Genomic DNA, 16,595 nt, shown 5'->3' on the forward strand with positions numbered 1-16,595 from the left:
CGCGCCCCGCCCTCGCCTCCTCACATCGCCACTGAAAACTCATGACACAACAGCACTCCGATCGCCTCCAGGCCGTGGTCTTCGACTGGGCCGGCACCATCATGGACTTCGGCTCGCGCGCGCCCATGGGCGCCTTCGTGCGCCTCTTCGAGCGCTTCGGTATCACGCTCACCGTGGCCCAGGCCCGCGGCCCCATGGGCATGGCCAAGTGGGACCATATCCAAGCCCTGGGCCGCCTGCCCGAGGTGGCCGCGCAATGGCAGGCTCGCCATGGCCGCCCCTTCAGCGATGCCGATGTGGACCATCTCTACGAGGTCTTCACGCCCATGAATGCGGCCGTGATCCCGGACTTCGCCGACTTCATCCCCGGCGCCCTGGACACGGTGGCCACGCTGCGCGCCCGGGGCTTGAAGATCGGCTCCACCACGGGCTACAACCGCCCCATCATGGAGGTGCTGGCCCCCATCGCCGCGCGCGCTGGCTATGCGCCCGACAACCTGGTCTGCGCCGGCGACCTGGCAGCGGGCCGCCCGAGCCCGCTGATGATGTACCGCAGCTTTGCGGATCTGGGCGTGTGGCCTCCGCACACCGTCGTCAAGGTAGACGACACCGGCGTGGGCCTGGCCGAGGGCCGCAATGCCGGCACCTGGGCCGTGGGCGTGGCCGTCAGCGGCAATGCCGTGGGCCTCTCGCTGGCCGAGTGGCAGGCCTTGCCCGCCAATGAGCAGCAGCACCTGCGCGAGCGGGCCACGGCCCAGCTGATGGCCGAGGGCGCGCACTATGTGGTGGACAGCGTGGCCGAGCTGCTGCCGGTGCTGGAGCAGATCCAGGCCCGCCTGGACCGCGGCGAGCGGCCCTGACAGCGCAAGCGGCGCCATAAAGCAAAAGACCCGCCGAGGCGGGTCTTTTGCTTGCTGCTTGGCGGAGAGGGAGGGATTCGAACCCTCGGTACGGGGATACCGTACGCCTGATTTCGAGTCAGGTACATTCGACCACTCTGCCACCTCTCCTAAATCGGTGCCTGACTCTCAGCCTTCGCTGTCAGCCAGTGAGTGAAGCCCGCAAGTATAGCGAACTTTTCAAAACACGCAAAGCTTTCAGGCGCACAAGAGCTCCACACCGCCCATATAGGGGCGCAGCACTTCGGGCACGCTGATGCTGCCGTCGGCATTCTGGTAGTTCTCCAGCACGGCCACCAGGGTGCGTCCAACCGCCAGGCCCGAGCCGTTGAGCGTGTGCACCAACTCGTTCTTGCCGGCCGCGTTCTTGAAGCGGGCCTGCATGCGGCGGGCCTGGAAGGCGCCCATATTCGAGCAGGAGCTGATCTCGCGGTAGGTGTTCTGCGCCGGCACCCAGACCTCCAGGTCATAGGTCTTGACCGCGCCAAAGCCCATATCGCCGCTGCACAGCAGCACCGTGCGGTAGGGCAGACCCAGCTTCTGCAGGATGGCCTCGGCGTGCAGGGTCATCTCCTCCAGCGCGGCCATGCTGTGTTCGGGATGCTCGATGCGCACCATCTCGACCTTGTCGAACTGGTGCTGGCGGATCAGGCCGCGGGTGTCGCGGCCGGCGCTGCCGGCTTCCGAGCGGAAGCAGGGGCTGTGGGCCGTGAGCTTGATGGGCAGCTCGGCCGCGTCCAGCACCTGCTCGCGCACGGTATTGGTCAGCGAGATTTCCGAGGTGGAGATCAGGTACTGCTCGGCCGCCTGGTCCTCACCGCCGCGCAGCACCCAGAACATGTCTTCCTTGAACTTGGGCAGCTGGCCCGTGCCTTCCAGCACCTCGCGGTTGACGATATAGGGCGTGTAGCACTCGGTGTAGCCATGCTCCTGGGTCTGCACGTCCAGCATGAACTGGGCGAGCGCGCGGTGCAGGCGCGCCACCGGGCCCTTGAGGAAGGTGAAGCGCGAGCCGCTGAGCTTGGCGCCGGTCTCGAAGTCCAGGCCCAAGGGGGCACCCAGGTCCACATGGTCCTTGATCGCGAAGTCGAAGCTGCGCGGCGTGCCCCAGCGGCGCACTTCCACATTGCCCGTCTCGTCGGTGCCGGCCGGCACGCTCTCGTCCGGCAGATTGGGCACGCTCATCAGCATGGTGTTGAGCTCGAGCTGGATGGCCTCCAGGCGCTCGGCGCCGGCCTTGAGCTCGTCGGCAATGCCGCCCACCTCGACCATCAGGGCCGAGGCATCCTCGCCCTTGCCCTTGGCCATGCCGATCTGCTTGGACAGGCTGTTGCGGCGCGACTGCAGTTCCTCGGTGCGGGTCTGCACGCCCTTGCGCTCGGCCTCCAGGGCCTTGTAGCGCTCCACGTCCAGATAGGGCTGGGGATTCTTGCGGGCATTCAAGCGGGCAATGACCGCATCCAGGTCCTTGCGCAGCAGGGTGATATCAAGCATGGGTTGTCCTTTGTTCGTCGCGATTCTAGGGAAGCAAAACGGCGCCACCGTGTGGGGCGCCGTGCTCATGAAAGGTCAGAGCGCCGGCTTCAAGATCGGGAGGAACTCACTTCGGCCATGGACTTGTCGCCCAGGCCCATGGGCAGGGGGAAGCGCACATGCTCTTCAACGCCGGGCAGGCTGCGCACGCTGGTGGCGCCCAGGGCACGCAGGCGCGCGATCACGGCCTGGACCAGCACATCGGGCGCCGAGGCGCCGGCGGTCAGGCCCACGCGAGCCCGACCCTCGAACCACTCCGCCTTCAGGTCTTCGGCCGCGTCCACCATATAGCCCGGCGTGCCCAGACGCTCGGCCAGCTCGCGCAGGCGGTTGCTGTTGGAGCTGGTGGGACTGCCCACCACAATGACCACATCCACCTGGGGTGCCAGCACCTTGACGGCGTCCTGGCGGTTCTGGGTGGCGTAGCAGATGTCCTGCTTCTTGGGCTCGCGCACCTGCGGGAAGTGATGCTTCACGGCGGCCAGGATCTCGGCGGCATCGTCCACGCTCAGCGTGGTCTGGGTCACCACCGCCAGCCTGCTCGGGTCCTTGACGCGCACATGGGGCACGTCCGCAGCCTCTTCCACCAGGTAAATGCCGTCGCTGAGCTGGCCCATGGTGCCTTCCACCTCGGGATGGCCCTTGTGGCCGATCATGATGAACTCATAACCTTCCTTGCGCAGCTTGGCCACCTCCACATGCACCTTGGTCACCAGGGGGCAGGTGGCGTCAAAGACATTGAAGCCGCGCTCGGCCGCCTCGCGGCGCACCGCCTGGCTCACGCCATGGGCGCTGAAGACCAGGGTGGCGCCGGGCGGCACCTCGGCCAGGTCTTCGATGAAGATGGCGCCGCGCGACTTCAGATCGTTCACCACATAGGTGTTGTGCACGATCTCGTGGCGCACATAGATAGGCGCACCGAACTTGAGCAGGGCCCGCTCCACGATCTCGATCGCGCGGTCCACGCCGGCACAGAAACCACGCGGTTCGGCCAGCAGCACTTCCTGGGTCACAGCGCCCGTCATCACAGCACTCCGATCACTTGCACTTCAAAGCTCACCGGCTGGCCGGCCAGCGGGTGGTTGAAATCAAACAGCAGCCAGTCCTCGCCCAGCTCGCGCACCAGGCCGGCATAGCTGCCTTGCCCGTCCGGCGTCGGGAACTGCACCACATCGCCAACGTGGTACTCCTCGTCCGGATCGCCCAGCTGACGCAGCAGGGACAGCTTGACGCGCTGCAGCATCTCCGGATTGCGCTCGCCGAATGCTTCGCCGGGGGCCAGGTCAAAACGGGTTCGCGCGCCCTCGGGCAGGCCGATCAGCCGGGCCTCGATGGCCGGCGCCAGCTCCCCCGTGCCCAGGGACAGGGTGGCGGGCTTGTCATTGAAGGTATTGACCAGGTCCGCGCCATCTGGCCCCGAGAGGCGGTAGTGCAGGGTCAGGAAGGATCCGGCCTGGATGAGATTCTGGGTCATGGTTTGTTCGCTAGACTGCGCGGGATTTTAAGGCCCAGGCCTTGACCCTTTTTGTTGTTCCCGCCCAGCGCCCTCAGACCATGCCGCTCGACCACCTGCCGCCCGAGGCCCGACCGCGCGAAAAGCTGCTGGCGCGCGGCCCTGCCGCCCTGGCCGACGCGGAGTTGCTGGCCCTGCTGCTGCGCACCGGCACGGCCCAGCGCCCGGTGCTGCAACTAGCCCAGGACCTGCTGGACGGCTTTGGCGGCTGGCACGGCCTGCTGCACGCCCAGGTGGCCGATCTGGCCCGCATCAAGGGCCTGGGGCCGGCCAAGCAGGCCGAGATTGCCGCCCTGCTGGAAATCGCCCGGCGCTCTTTGCGGGCCGAGCTGGCCCAGCGCCCCGTCTTTGATTCCCCGGATGCCGTCAAGCAGTTCCTGCGCCTGCAGCTGGATGGCCATGGTCATGAGGTCTTCGCCGTGCTCTTTCTCGATGCCCAGCATCGCCTGATTGCCCTGGAGGAAATGTTCCAGGGCACGCTCACCCAGACCTCGGTCTACCCACGCGAGGTCGTCAAGCGCGCCCTGGCCCTGGGCGCCGCCGCCGTGATCCTGGCGCACAACCACCCCTCGGGCGTGGCCGAGCCCTCGCGGGCCGACGCCCAGCTCACCGAGGCCCTGAGCAAGGCCCTGGCCCTGGTGGATGTGCGGGTGCTGGACCATCTGGTGGTGGGCGCCGGTGAGCCCGTCTCCCTGGCCGAGCGGGGGCTGATGTGAACGCCAAGCTGCGCCTGTCCAGCCTGCAGGACCTCAAGGCCTTGCAGCGCGAACTGCAGCTGGCCCGCCGTCTGGCCGAGGAAGAGGCCGAACGCCGCGCCGCCCAGGCCCGGCTGCTGGCGCAGGAACAGCGTGCCTTCGAGCTGGCCGTGGGCGCGGTGACTGCGCTCAAGCCTCAGCACCGCGAGCGCGTGGAGCACCAGCGCCCCCTGCCCGCGCCCGAACCCCTGCAGCGCGAGGCGGATGAGCGTGCGGCCCTGCTGCAGGCCCTGTCGGACGACTTCGATGTGGACTCCCTGCTGGAGACCGACGAGACCCTCTCCTTCCGTCGCCCCGAGATCGGGCCCGACACCGTGAGGAAGCTGCGCCGCGGTCACTGGGCCCTGCAGGCCCAGATCGATCTGCACGGCCTGCGCCGCGACCAGGCGCGCGAGGCTCTGGGGGGCTTTATTGCCGACAGTGCCAAGCGCGGCCTGCGCTGCGTGCGCGTGGTGCATGGCAAGGGCAATGGCTCGCCGGGCCGCGAGCCCGTGCTCAAGAGCCGGGTGCGGCGCTGGCTGGTGCAGAAGGCCGAGGTGCTGGCCTTTGTCCAGGCCCGCGCCAGCGATGGCGGCAGCGGCGCCCTGATGGTGCTCTTGCAGCCGCTCTGAGCCTGGCGGCTCAGACGTTGCGCATCCAGTCGGCCGTGCCCATGAAGGATTCGCTCAGGCGGCGCTGCAGCTCGGGGTCGAGCTCGCACTCCGCCATGGCCTGCATCATGCAGGCCATCCACTGGTCGCGCTCGGCAATGCCGATGCGAAACGGCATGTGCCGCGCGCGCAGCCGGGGGTGGCCAAAGCGTTCGACAAAGTAATCGGGTCCGCCCAACCAGCCGCAGAGAAACCAGAAGAGCTTGTCACGCGAGCCCTCGGTGCTGCTGGGATGCAGGGCCCGCAGCTCGGCATAGGCCGGCTCCAGGTCCATCAGATCGTAGAAACGGTCCACCAGGGTGCGCACCGCGGCCTCGCCCCCCACCCATTGATAGGCCGTGGTGACACCGGCCGGCACGCCGGTCTTGCTGTCCTGCTGTGTCATGCCGAATCGGCTTTCAGCTCAGCAGGCGGGCGGCCAGCGCCTTGATGCCCTGGGCGGCATCGCTGCCCGGATAGTTTTCCAGCAGCAGATGGCGCTTGAGTACGGCCTGGCGCACCGACACATCGGAACGAACCTCGCCCATCAGGTCCAGCCTGAATGGCTGACCCGAGCCCACGAAGCGCTGCAGCACCTGCTGCAGCTGCCCGCAGATCAGCTTGCCCTCACCGGGTCGACCCGCCTGATTGACCAGCAAGCCCACCTGGCGCCGCCCCTGCTGGGTGGCCAGCACCTTGATGGTGGCGTAGGCATCGGTCAGCGAGGTGGGTTCGGGCGTGGCCACCACCAACACGTCCTGGGCCATGGCCACGGCAAACAGCACCACATCCGAGATGCCGGCGCCGGTGTCCAGCAGCACCCAGTCAAAGCGCGGTTTGACCTGTTCAATGATGCTCAGCAGCTTGTCGCGCACCTCGGGCGTGAGGCGGGAATACTCGACCATGCCCGAGCCGGCCAGCAGCACCGAGAAACCGCCCGGCGCAGGCAGGATGGCCTGGTCCAGCGTGGCCTTGTCGGTGAAGACATCGTGCAGGGTCAGCTTGGGATGCAGGTTCAGCACCACATCCAGATTGGCCAGACCCAGATCGGCATCCAGCACCAGCACGCGCTGGCCCTGGGCCGCCAAGGCGGCCGCCAGATTGGCCGTGACAAAAGTCTTGCCCACGCCCCCCTTCCCGCTTGTGACGGCCAGCGTGCGGGCGCCCGCACGCGGCCGCGCAGGGGATGCAGCAGGAGCAGTTGTTGTACTCATTCACTATCCTGTTGCGTTACAGCAAACAACATGCCTCTCTCCTCCGCGCTGACCAGAGAGTCGACGTGAGGTTCCAGACAGGCGCGGTTGCGACCCTCGGCCTTGGCGCGGTAGAGCTGGCGATCGGCCCGCTCAATCCACAGCAAGGGCGAAGACCTCACCCACTGAGGCGCGAAAGCGCCTCCCAAGCTCACGGTGACCTGGAGCTGCTGCCCCGGCGACACCTCAAGCCTTTGATCAGCCACCCGCTCACGCAGACGCTCCGCCACGGTCGCACCGTAGCTGTGCGGGCAATTGGGCAGGATGATGGCGAACTCCTCGCCCCCCACGCGAGCCACCGTATCCATGGGACGCACGGTCTGGCTGATGGCGCGCGCCACCGCCTGAATGACCAGATCGCCAGCGGAATGACCATAGGTGTCATTGACCGCCTTGAAATGATCGATATCCAGCATCAGCAGCAAAGCCGGTTCGCCCGAGCGCGCCACACGGTCCACCTCGCGGGCCAGAGCCATCTCGAAGCTGCGGCGGTTGGACAGGCCCGTCAAAGCGTCCTTGCTCGACAGGTCGCACAAGGCGTCCAGCACGCCCTGCAGCCAGACCTGGCTGTAGGGCTCGGCTTCGGGCAGAAGCGCGCCGGCCTGCTGTAGCAGTTGCAAGGCCGACTCCAGCTGCAAGGAACGGGCGTCGATCGGCAAAGGGGGTGTAGACGTGGTATCCAAGGCGCTCATGGAGGGAGTCCGGCCAGTCTAGCAGCGAGCAAGTGGGGGCAAGCCGAGAAAAAAGACCAGCACATGCCACCCACTTCGCACTATCTTGCGCCACAAGGCCACAGACACTGGCGCAAGATGCAAAATCAAGGTCAATCCGCTTGACGCCGCGGTCCCATCCCCACGACCATCATCGAACAACGCGCAAAAAAACATGGCTGGCACTGAATCCATCGACCACGAGTTCAGCTTCAGCCGTGCGGACTTCGACCGCGTGCGCCAGCTGATCTACCGCCACGCCGGCATCAGCCTGCACGAGGGCAAGCACGCCATGGTCTACAGCCGGCTCTCGCGACGCTTGCGCGACACCGGACACCGCAGCTTTGCAAACTACCTGCAGTGGCTGGAGTCCACCACGGGCGCAGAGGCCGAGCAGGAGTGGCAGGAGTTCGTCAACTGCCTGACGACCAACCTGACCTCCTTCTTCCGCGAGGAGCACCACTTCCACGCACTGGCCGATGACCTCAAGCCCCTGGCTGGCAAGCCGGTGCGCATCTGGTGCTGCGCCGCCTCCACCGGCGAGGAGCCCTACTCCATCGCCATGACCTGCCACGAGGCCCTGGGCGGCAGCGCCTCGGTGCAAATCGTCTCCAGCGACATCGACACCAATGTGCTCAATACCGCGCGTCGCGGGGTCTACAGCGCCGATGCGCGCGGCCTCTCGCAGCAGCGTCTGAAGAGCTATTTCATGCGCGGCACCGGGGCGAACGCCGGCCGCATCAAGGTCAAGCCCGAGCTGCAGCGCTGGATTGAGTTCCGCACACTCAACCTCATGGATCAGCAGTGGTCCCTGGGTGATCCCTTTCAGATCGTGTTCTGCCGCAACGTCATGATCTATTTCGACGCCCCCACCCAGCGCAAGGTGCTGGAACGCATCCACCGTGTCATGAAACCGCACGGCCTGCTCTTCGTCGGCCATTCCGAGAACTTCACCGAGTCGCGCGACCTGTTCAGGCTGCGCGGCAAGACGATCTACGAGAAGGTCTGAGCCGTCCCAACGTCCAACACACCGACGAAAGCCTGAACCACCTCATGACTACGTCCCCGCCCCCAGCCAGCCAGTCCGGCCTGAGTCTCAGCAGCGGCGCCGGCGCTGCACGGGTCGCACAGCTCAAGGCCCAGGCGCGCAAGGCCGGCGAGGCCTCGTTCTTCTTTTATGACGCGCACTTCAAAAATGCCGCCGTCAAGGTGTTGCCCGGTGAGTACTTCGTGGACAACGAAGACCTGCTGGTCATGACCACCCTGGGCTCCTGCATTGCCGCCTGCCTCTGGGATCGCCAAGCGCAGGTCGGCGGCATGAACCACTTCATGCTGCCCGAGGGCACGGGCGACTCCGGTCGCTATGGCTCCTATGCCATGGAACTTCTGATCAACGAGATGATGAAGCGCGGCGCCTCCAAGAGCCGCATGGAAGCCAAGATCTTTGGCGGTGGCGCCGTGATCGCGGGCATGAACACGATCAATGTGGGCGAGCGCAACACCAACTTCGTGATGGACTTTCTGAAGCTGGAGCGCATCCCCGTGGTATCCAAGGACGTGCTGGATGTCTATCCACGCAAGGTCTGTTTTCTGCCGCACAGCGGCAAGGCCATGGTCAAGCGCTTGGCCCCGACAAATACCGAAGCCCTGATCCAGCAGGATCGCAGCGCGGCCCAGAAGGCCCAGCCGGTGGTCGCCACAGGCGGCTCCATCGACCTGTTCTAAGGCGGCGCCCGTTTTCTGGAGTAGTGAAGATGTCAAAGACCAAAGTCGTGGTGGTGGACGATTCGGCCCTGGTGCGCTCAATCCTGACCGAGATCATCAACCGTCAACCCGATATGCAGTGCATAGGCGCCGCGGCCGACCCCCTGGCCGCCCGCGAAATGATCCGCACGCTGAATCCCGACGTGATCACGCTGGACGTGGAGATGCCCAAGATGGACGGGCTGGATTTCCTCTCGCGCCTGATGCGACTGCGCCCCATGCCCGTGGTCATGGTGTCCACGCTGACCGAGCGTGGCGCCGAGGTCACGCTCAAGGCCCTGGAGCTGGGAGCCGTGGACTTTGTGGCCAAACCCAAGATCGGGGTGGCCGACGGCATCCGGGGCCTGGCCCAGGACATCACGGACAAGATACGCATCGCCTCCAAGGCGCATATCCGACGCGCGCCCGCCCCGACTCCGGCACCGGCCGCCGGTGGCGCACCGGCGCCGGCCAAGCCTGTCAGCGTGGCCAGCATCGGCCGCCTGTCCACCGAGAAGATCATCTTCATCGGGGCCTCCACCGGCGGCACCGAAGCGACCAAGGACGTGCTGGTGAACCTGCCGGCGGACTGCCCGGCCGTCGTCATCACCCAGCACATGCCGCCGGGCTTCACCAAGAGCTATGCGGCGCGGCTGGACGGCCTGTGCAAGATCCGCGTCAAGGAAGCCCAGGACGGCGAGCGCATCCTGCCCGGCCACGGCTATATCGCGCCGGGCGGCATGCATCTGAGCGTGGAGCGCTCGGGCGCCAACTACATTGCCCGCGTGCAGGACGGTGAGCCCGTGAACCGCCACAAGCCCTCCGTCGAGGTCTTGTTCAATTCAGCCGCCCGTGTGGTGGGCCCCAATGCCCTGGGCATCATGCTCACCGGCATGGGCGCCGATGGCGCCAAGGCCATGAAGGGCATGAAGGACGCAGGCTCCTACAACTTTGTTCAAGACGAGGCCAGCTGCGTGGTCTTCGGCATGCCGCGGGAGGCGATCGCCGCAGGCGCCGCTGACGAAGTGCTGCCGCTGTCCCAGATCGCACCGCGCCTCATTGAGCGCCTGCGCAGCACCGCAGGCATGTCACTCAACCGCGTCTGACGCGGAACGCCGGGACGTGACATAGCTCACGGTTCCGGCTACTGGCATCCGGACTGCCTCCGGCCTGTCATCTGGGAGCGGCAAGCTGCGCGCCTGCGAACCGCACGCCCGCCGCCATGAACGCCCCGCTCCCCCTGCACTGCCTGCCCCCGCTGCGTGCGCAGACCTTGATCCAGCACGAGTTGCTGAGCACCTTGTTTCAGCCCATCATGCGCTTGGACAAGGGAGAAATCTACGGCCACGAAGCCCTGGTCCGAGGTCCTTCGGGCAGTCCCCTGGAGTTTCCCGACGCCCTCTTCGCCGCCGGGCGCCGCGAAGGCCTGAGTGCAGAGTTGGAAATGCACTGCGCGCTGCAGGCCTTGCGCGACTGGTCGGCCCAGGAGCTGCCGGGCAAGCTTCTCCTGAACATGAGTGCCTCGGCGCTGGCGCATGCCAGTGCGCCCTCCCAGTGGGCGCGGGGCCTGGAGACCTTGCGGGAGCTGAGGATCGCGCCCAGCTCTCTGGTGATCGAGCTCACCGAACACGAACGCGTTGCCGATATCGAAGGGCTGCGGCGCACCCTGGCGGGGCTGCGGCAGCACGGGGTTGGCATTGCCCTGGACGACTTCGGAGACGGACGCTCTTCCCTGCGCCTGTGGTCCGAAATCCAGCCCGATCTGGTCAAGATCGACAAGTACTTCAGCCATGACCTGCCGGCTCATGCCGAGAAGCTGCAGACCTTCCGTGCCCTGCTCCAGCTGGCCGAGACCTTCGGCGCGCAGCTGGTGGCCGAGGGCATAGAAACTGCCGAGGAGCTGCGCGTGCTCCGCGACCTGGGCGTCAGCCACGGCCAGGGTTGGTTCCTGGGCCGCCCCACGGCAAGAGGTATCACCGTGCCGCCCGAGCCGGCCCTCGAAGTGCTGACCAGCAAGGACATCGCTGTGCTGCCCGAGCTGCGGCGCGCCGCGGCCAGCGGCGTCACGGCCGAGCGACTGGTTCTCAAGGCGCCGGCCGTCGCACAGGACTGCAGCCACGAACAGCTCTATCGCCTGTTCGAGGCCCATGAACAGCTTCACGCCGTGGCCGTGATCGACGAGGCGGAGCGCCCGGTTGCCCTGGTGGACCGCAGCCAGTTCATCGCCCGTTGGGCCAAGCCCTTCTTCAACGACCTCTACGGCAGGCGCGCCTGCACCCTCTTTGCCAACAGCACGCCGCTCATCGTCGATGCCGACACGGGCATCGAGGCCCTGACCTCGATACTGACCTCGACCGATCAGCGCTATCTCAAGGAGGGATTCATCATCACGCGGCGCGGGCGCTACCTGGGCCTGGGTACGGGCGAGCAGCTGGTTCGCTCGGTGACGGAAGCGCGCATCGAGGCTGCCAGGCACGCCAACCCCCTGACCTTCCTGCCGGGCAATATTCCACTGAGCCAGCACATCGACCGCCTGATCGCCAGCGGCCGCAGCTTTGTGGCGGCCTATGCCGACCTGAACCACTTCAAGCCCTTCAACGACGAGTACGGCTACTGGCGCGGCGACGAGATGATCCGCCTGCTCGCCAGGGTCACCAGCAGCCACTGCGACAGCCAGCGCGATTTCGTGGGCCATGTGGGCGGCGACGACTTTGTCGTGCTGTTCCAGAGCGAGGACTGGGAACGGCGCTGCGAGGACATCGTGGTGCGCTTCAACGAACTGGCCCGCAGCCTCTTCGATCCCGAGGCCCTGCAAGCCGGCGGCATCCTGGCGGAGGACCGCCACGGCGAGCGCCGCTTCCATCCCTGCACCACTCTGTCCATCGGTGCGGTGCGGGTGGCACCGGGCAGCCTGAGCCGCCCTGAAGAAGTCGCCAGCGCCGCCGCTGCCGCCAAGCGCCATGCCAAGCATGGCCGGCTCAGCATCTATGTGATGGAAGCCTGAGCCTCACTCGGCCAGGAACAGGGACTGAAGGTCGCTGAGAAAGTCGAAGCCCAGGGGCGTGGGCGCTAGGCGGGTCGGGTCGGGCTGCAGCAGGCCCTTGGCGCGGGCGCGTTCCACGGCTGCATGGATGCTGCTGGCGCCCAGGCCGGTGCGCTCCAGATAGGTCAGCAGGGGCACACCGTCCTTCAGGCGCAGGGCATTGAGCATGAACTCGAAGGGCAGCTCGGCCACACCCACCTCATGCTCGTTGGACACGGCCTGGCCCTCCTGGGCCTTGGCCATATAGGCGGCCGGCTCGCGCCAGCGCACCTGACGCAGGATGCGGTGGGCGAAGCTGAGCTTGCTGTGCGCGCCCGCGCCAATGCCTAGGTAGTCGCCAAACTGCCAGTAGTTCAGATTGTGGGCGCAGCGATGGCCAGGCCGGCCATAGGCCGAGACCTCGTAGCGCTCCAGACCCGCGGCCGCGGTACGGGCCGTGATCAGGTCCAGCATCTCGCTGGCCAGGTCGGGGTCGGGCAGATGCTCGGGCGGCCGGCTCGCGAACATCGTGTTGGGCTCGATGGTCAGGTGATAGACCGAGAGATGCGGCGGCGCATAGGCCAGGGCCGTGTCCAGCTCCAGGGCCAGGTCTTGCAGGCCCTGGCCCGGCAGGGCGTACATCAGGTCGATATTGAAGGTCTCGAAGCAGCTCGCCGCCTCGCTCAGCGCGGCGCGGGCCTGTTCGCTGCTGTGCACCCGGCCCAGGCGCTTGAGCTGGGCATCGTCAAAGCTCTGCACCCCCACCGACAGGCGCGTGACGCCCGCCTCGCGGAAGCCCTTGAAGCGCTCGCGCTCAAAGGTGCCGGGGTTGGCCTCCAGCGTGATCTCGCAGTCCGCCTCCAGGCGCAGCCGCGCCCGCAGATCCGAGATCAGCTCGGCGATCTGCTCCGGCGCGAACAGGCTGGGCGTGCCGCCGCCAATGAAGATGCTCACCACCGTGCGCCCCCAGATCAGGGGCAGGGCCGCCTCCAGATCGGCTCGCAGGGCCGCCAGGTACTGGCGCGCCTGCTCGGCGGGCAGCTCGCGCCCCTCGCGCCACTCATGCGAGTTGAAGTCGCAGTAAGGGCATTTGCGCAGGCACCAGGGCAGGTGCACATAGAGGGACAGCGGGGGCAGCGCCGCCAGGCTCAACTGCCCGGGGCGCATAAGCTTGATGATCTCGGCCATGGTGGGTACTGCGGGGGCCGGGCTCAGCCCAGATGCCAGGCCTCGCGCATCTGCTTGAGCAGATCGACCGAGGCCAGGGCCCGGTGACTCAGCGCATTTTTCTGCACGGCGGACAGCTGGGCCACGCTGGCGCCCAGCGCGGGAATGAACATCAGCGGGTCGTAGCCAAAGCCGCCCTCCCCTTGCGCCGCGTGCAGGATCTCGCCCTGCCAGCGGCCCATGGCGATCAGGGGCTCGGGGTCCTCGGCCGAGCGCACGGCCACAAGGGCGCAAACGAAGCGCGCGCGGCGATCGACGAGATCAGCCATCTTCTCCAGCAGCACCGCGTTGTTCTCGGCGTCGCTCTTGGGCCGGCCGAAGAGCGTGGCATAGCGGGCCGAGAGCACGCCCGGCGCGCCGCCCAGGGCCTCCACGGCCAGGCCCGAGTCGTCGGCCAGGGCCGGCAGGCCGCTGGCACGCGCCGCGTGGCGGGCCTTGGTCAGCGCGTTCTCCACAAAGCTCTCGAAAGGCTCCTCGGCCTCGGGAATGCCCAGCGAGCCCTGGGTCACCAGTTCCACGCCCCGCGGCGCAAACAGGGCCTGCAGCTCGCCAAGCTTCTTGGCGTTGTTGGAAGCCAGGACAATCTTCATGCCGCCGCCAGCGCCGCCTTCTGTGCGGCCAGCAGTTCGCGGATGCCCTTCTCGGCCAGGTCCAGCAGGCTGTTCATTTCGGCACGGGTGAAGGCCACGCCCTCGGCCGTGCCCTGCAGCTCCACAAAGCCACCGGCGCCGGTCATCACCACATTCATATCGGTGTCGCAGGCGGAGTCCTCGGTGTACTCCAGATCCAGCAGGGGCACGCCGTCCACGATGCCCACCGAGATGGCGGCCACCGCGTCCTTGATGGGCGAGGCCGTGATCTTGCCCTGAGCCAGCAGCCAGCTCACCGCATCGTGCGCGGCCACATAGGCGCCGGTGATGGCCGCGGTGCGGGTGCCGCCATCGGCCTGGATCACATCGCAGTCCAGCGCGATGGTGCGCTCGCCCAGCGCGCCCAGATCGAACACGCAGCGCAGGGAGCGGCCGATCAGACGCTGGATTTCCTGGGTGCGGCCGCTCTGCTTGCCACGGGCGGCCTCGCGGTCGCCACGGGTGTGGGTGGCGCGCGGCAGCATGCCGTACTCGGCCGTGACCCAGCCCTCGCCGGAGCCGCGCTTGTGCGGCGGCACCTTTTCTTCCACCGAGGCGGTGCACAGCACCTTGGTCTCGCCAAACTCCACCAGCACCGAACCTTCGGCATAGCGGGTGTAGTGGCGGGTCAGGCGCACGGGGCGCAGCGCATCGGCCGCACGGCCGCCGGCGCGCGGCGCCGCTTCGTTCTTGCTCATGAAATCCTGGTCCTCAATTCAGCTGTTCTTGCGGCCGCGCTGCACGATGGTCTCGCGGATCTCGCGCACCGTGCGCTCGATCTCCTCATCGTCCAGATGCCCCTCGGCACCGGCGGCCTGTATGGTGGAGGCGAAACCCTCATCACCCAGATGCTGGGTGGAAACGCTGTCCTCCAGCTCATCCTCGCCCTCCCATTCCACGGCCAGGGCGGTGACATTGTCGCAGCGCGCGCCGCCAAGGCGCAGGGCCTGCTCCACCAGCTCGGGCACGGCATCGGTGATGACGCGCTCGCCCAGATGCGAAACGATCTCCGGCTCGGGCACCACACTCCACAAGCCGTCGGAGCACAGCATCACACGATCACCGGGCACCAGAGCCAGGGGGCCGCTGACGTCCACCATGGGCTTGCCGGGACTGCCCAGGCAGGTGAAGAGCACATTGCGATTGAAGCGCTCCGACCCGGGCGTGCTGCGTCCCAGCGCTTCCTGAAGCTCGGAGTAGGAGTGGTCGCGGGTGCGCGCAATCAGCTGACCGCCCCGCACCATGTACAGACGCGAGTCGCCGCAATGTGCCCAGTAGGCCTTGCCCTCCTGCAGCAGACAGGCCACGACCGTGGTCCGCGGCGTGTCGCTGAGTCCGCGCTGCGAGCCGTACTGGAGCAAGGTCTGGTGCGCGATCAGCACGCCGTCTTGCAAAAAGCGAGCGGGGTCCTGGAGCTTGGGACGAGCATCGCGCTGAAACAGGGCCGCCAGTGTCTGAAGCGCGATCTGGGCGGCCATTTCCCCCTCGGGATGACCGCCCATGCCATCGGCTACGGCAAACAGGCCCGCCTCCCGGGTATAGCAATAACCCATGCGGTCTTCGTTCTTCTCGCGCCCACCGCGCCGGCTGACCTGATACACCCCAAACTTCACGCGCGCTCCCGCTTCGGCGCCAGCGCCGCATGTTCAGGCCCTGTTCGAGCCAAGATATCGACCAACCCCAAGCCCAGGCACATCAGGCCTTGGCTCCGGACTTGAGGTTCTCCAACTGCAACTTGAGCCGCTCGCTGAAGCTCAGCTTGGTGTAGCGACGCTCCGTCTCCCGCGCCAGCTCCTTTTGCAGAGCGAACACGCTCTGCGGCCGGGCCAGGGGATCCAGGGCCATGCACCACTCCGTCACCTCCAGCAGATTGTCCGAATAGACATTGCGCAGACGCGAGAGGCTCAAGGCCAGTCGATCCTTCTCCAGGCGCTGCGGCGCATCATTGGGCGGATAGCCCTGCATGCAGGCATAGATGCAGGCGCCGATGGCGTAGATGTCGGTCCAGGGGCCCAGCGAGCCATCGCGGCGGTACATCTCGGGCGCGGCAAAGCCCGGGGTGTACATGGGGCGGATGAAATTGCCTTCCTTGCTCAGCACCTCGCGCGCCGCGCCAAAGTCCAGCAGCACCGCCTTGTTCTCGTTGGTGATCAGGATATTGGCGGGCTTGATGTCCAGATGCAGCATCTTGTGCTGGTGCACGATGCGCAGGCCGCGCAGGATCTCATCGAAGAGACTGCGGATGGTGGACTCGCGGAAGACCTTGTCACGCTTGAGATCTCGCGCGGTGACGATGAAGTCCTGCAGGGTATCCCCCTGCAGATAGTTCATCACCATGTAGACGGTCTCGTTCTCGCGCAGGAAGTTCAGCACCGAGACCACGCTGGGATGCGAGATCTGAGCCAGCGAGCGGCCTTCCTCGAAAAAGCTGCGCAGCCCGAGCCGGTACAGAGGCTGCTTCTCGGGCTTGACGCGCGGCGTCAACTCGCCCGGCGAGCGCTCGGCCAGCGACGAAGGCAGGTACTCCTTGAGAGCCACCAAGTGGTGCTCGGGATCTTCGGCGAGATAGACCACACCGAATCCGCCTGCCGCGAGCTTCTTGATGATCTGGTAGCCCCCAACTACCGTACCCGCCGGCAGGGGTGCCGGTTTCGGCTTTGACATAATCGTCCGCGTCTTCTT

Annotated in this window: 18 protein-coding genes and 1 tRNA gene; 7 read left to right on the forward strand and 12 right to left on the reverse strand. The window is 66.7% G+C overall.

What is annotated here, in order from left to right; translation table 11 throughout:
* Window positions 1-41: 41 nt before the first annotated feature.
* Window positions 42-860: a phosphonoacetaldehyde hydrolase gene (gene phnX / locus DFR39_RS13545; protein WP_133604112.1), complete on the forward strand. Its 819-nt coding sequence runs from the start codon at window positions 42-44 to the stop codon at window positions 858-860.
* A gap of 59 nt (window positions 861-919) precedes the next feature.
* On the opposite strand, the gene DFR39_RS13550 is transcribed toward phnX, so the two are convergent.
* The 4 genes from DFR39_RS13550 to DFR39_RS13565 form a co-directional block, all read right to left on the reverse strand.
* Window positions 920-1,010, reverse strand: a tRNA-Ser gene (locus tag DFR39_RS13550).
* Window positions 1,011-1,097: 87 nt separating this feature from the next.
* Window positions 1,098-2,393, reverse strand: a complete 1,296-nt coding sequence (gene serS, locus DFR39_RS13555) for a serine--tRNA ligase (protein WP_133604113.1) — start codon at window positions 2,391-2,393, stop codon at window positions 1,098-1,100.
* A gap of 89 nt (window positions 2,394-2,482) precedes the next feature.
* Window positions 2,483-3,457: a 4-hydroxy-3-methylbut-2-enyl diphosphate reductase gene (gene ispH / locus DFR39_RS13560; RefSeq protein WP_133604114.1), complete on the reverse strand. Its 975-nt coding sequence runs from the start codon at window positions 3,455-3,457 to the stop codon at window positions 2,483-2,485.
* Window positions 3,457-3,906, reverse strand: a complete 450-nt coding sequence (locus DFR39_RS13565) for an FKBP-type peptidyl-prolyl cis-trans isomerase (RefSeq protein WP_133604115.1) — start codon at window positions 3,904-3,906, stop codon at window positions 3,457-3,459. Before DFR39_RS13565 ends, ispH begins: the two co-directional genes overlap by 1 nt.
* Window positions 3,907-3,986: 80 nt before the next feature.
* Between DFR39_RS13565 and radC the strand changes: the two genes are divergently transcribed.
* Both radC and DFR39_RS13575 read left to right on the forward strand, forming a co-directional pair.
* Window positions 3,987-4,661: a RadC family protein gene (radC, locus tag DFR39_RS13570; protein WP_133604116.1), complete on the forward strand. Its 675-nt coding sequence runs from the start codon at window positions 3,987-3,989 to the stop codon at window positions 4,659-4,661.
* Window positions 4,658-5,311 (forward strand): Smr/MutS family protein, encoded by a 654-nt coding sequence (locus tag DFR39_RS13575; protein ID WP_246030830.1) that lies wholly within the window; start codon window positions 4,658-4,660, stop codon window positions 5,309-5,311. The genes radC and DFR39_RS13575 overlap by 4 nt, the downstream gene beginning before the upstream one ends.
* A gap of 10 nt (window positions 5,312-5,321) precedes the next feature.
* On the opposite strand, the gene DFR39_RS13580 is transcribed toward DFR39_RS13575, so the two are convergent.
* The 3 genes from DFR39_RS13580 to DFR39_RS13590 are packed head-to-tail and all read right to left on the reverse strand — an operon-like array spanning window position 5,322 to window position 7,274.
* Window positions 5,322-5,735: a group II truncated hemoglobin gene (locus DFR39_RS13580; protein WP_133604117.1), complete on the reverse strand. Its 414-nt coding sequence runs from the start codon at window positions 5,733-5,735 to the stop codon at window positions 5,322-5,324.
* 13 nt (window positions 5,736-5,748) lie between these two features.
* The gene (locus DFR39_RS13585; protein WP_133604118.1) at window positions 5,749-6,543 is read right to left on the reverse strand and encodes a MinD/ParA family protein; all 795 of its coding nucleotides are present in this window, start codon (window positions 6,541-6,543) and stop codon (window positions 5,749-5,751) included.
* Window positions 6,540-7,274 (reverse strand): GGDEF domain-containing protein, encoded by a 735-nt coding sequence (locus tag DFR39_RS13590; protein ID WP_133604119.1) that lies wholly within the window; start codon window positions 7,272-7,274, stop codon window positions 6,540-6,542. Before DFR39_RS13590 ends, DFR39_RS13585 begins: the two co-directional genes overlap by 4 nt.
* 193 nt (window positions 7,275-7,467) lie before the next feature.
* On the opposite strand from DFR39_RS13590, the gene DFR39_RS13595 reads away from it, so the two are divergent.
* From DFR39_RS13595 to DFR39_RS13610, 4 genes are all read left to right on the forward strand, one after another.
* Window positions 7,468-8,301 carry a CheR family methyltransferase gene (locus DFR39_RS13595; protein ID WP_133604120.1) on the forward strand — a complete coding sequence of 278 codons (834 nt, stop codon included), beginning with the start codon at window positions 7,468-7,470 and terminating at the stop codon, window positions 8,299-8,301.
* A 44-nt stretch (window positions 8,302-8,345) separates the two neighbouring features.
* Complete coding sequence (gene cheD, locus DFR39_RS13600) at window positions 8,346-9,017, forward strand: chemoreceptor glutamine deamidase CheD (RefSeq protein WP_133604121.1); 672 nt, start codon at window positions 8,346-8,348, stop codon at window positions 9,015-9,017.
* A 29-nt stretch (window positions 9,018-9,046) separates the two neighbouring features.
* On the forward strand, window positions 9,047-10,141 hold the full coding sequence (locus tag DFR39_RS13605; RefSeq protein ID WP_133604122.1) for a protein-glutamate methylesterase/protein-glutamine glutaminase: 1,095 nt from the start codon (window positions 9,047-9,049) through the stop codon (window positions 10,139-10,141).
* Between the two features lie 116 nt (window positions 10,142-10,257).
* Window positions 10,258-12,039 carry an EAL domain-containing protein gene (locus DFR39_RS13610; RefSeq protein WP_133604123.1) on the forward strand — a complete coding sequence of 594 codons (1,782 nt, stop codon included), beginning with the start codon at window positions 10,258-10,260 and terminating at the stop codon, window positions 12,037-12,039.
* 3 nt (window positions 12,040-12,042) lie between these two features.
* On the opposite strand, the gene hemW is transcribed toward DFR39_RS13610, so the two are convergent.
* From hemW to DFR39_RS13635, 5 genes are all read right to left on the reverse strand, one after another.
* Entirely contained in the window at window positions 12,043-13,245 is a 1,203-nt protein-coding gene (gene hemW, locus DFR39_RS13615) for a radical SAM family heme chaperone HemW (protein ID WP_133604124.1), read from the reverse strand.
* 23 nt (window positions 13,246-13,268) lie between these two features.
* Window positions 13,269-13,874: an RdgB/HAM1 family non-canonical purine NTP pyrophosphatase gene (rdgB, locus tag DFR39_RS13620; RefSeq protein WP_133604125.1), complete on the reverse strand. Its 606-nt coding sequence runs from the start codon at window positions 13,872-13,874 to the stop codon at window positions 13,269-13,271.
* Window positions 13,871-14,611, reverse strand: a complete 741-nt coding sequence (rph, locus tag DFR39_RS13625) for a ribonuclease PH (protein ID WP_133604126.1) — start codon at window positions 14,609-14,611, stop codon at window positions 13,871-13,873. Before rph ends, rdgB begins: the two co-directional genes overlap by 4 nt.
* An 18-nt stretch (window positions 14,612-14,629) precedes the next feature.
* On the reverse strand, window positions 14,630-15,526 hold the full coding sequence (locus DFR39_RS13630) for a PP2C family protein-serine/threonine phosphatase (protein WP_133604127.1): 897 nt from the start codon (window positions 15,524-15,526) through the stop codon (window positions 14,630-14,632).
* Window positions 15,527-15,608: 82 nt separating this feature from the next.
* Window positions 15,609-16,577, reverse strand: a complete 969-nt coding sequence (locus DFR39_RS13635; protein WP_133604128.1) for a serine/threonine protein kinase — start codon at window positions 16,575-16,577, stop codon at window positions 15,609-15,611.
* Between the last annotated feature and the right edge of the window lie 18 nt (window positions 16,578-16,595).

The organism is Roseateles asaccharophilus (assembly GCF_004362405.1).
In the GTDB taxonomy this organism is placed as follows: Bacteria; Pseudomonadota; Gammaproteobacteria; order Burkholderiales; family Burkholderiaceae_C; genus Kinneretia; species Kinneretia asaccharophila.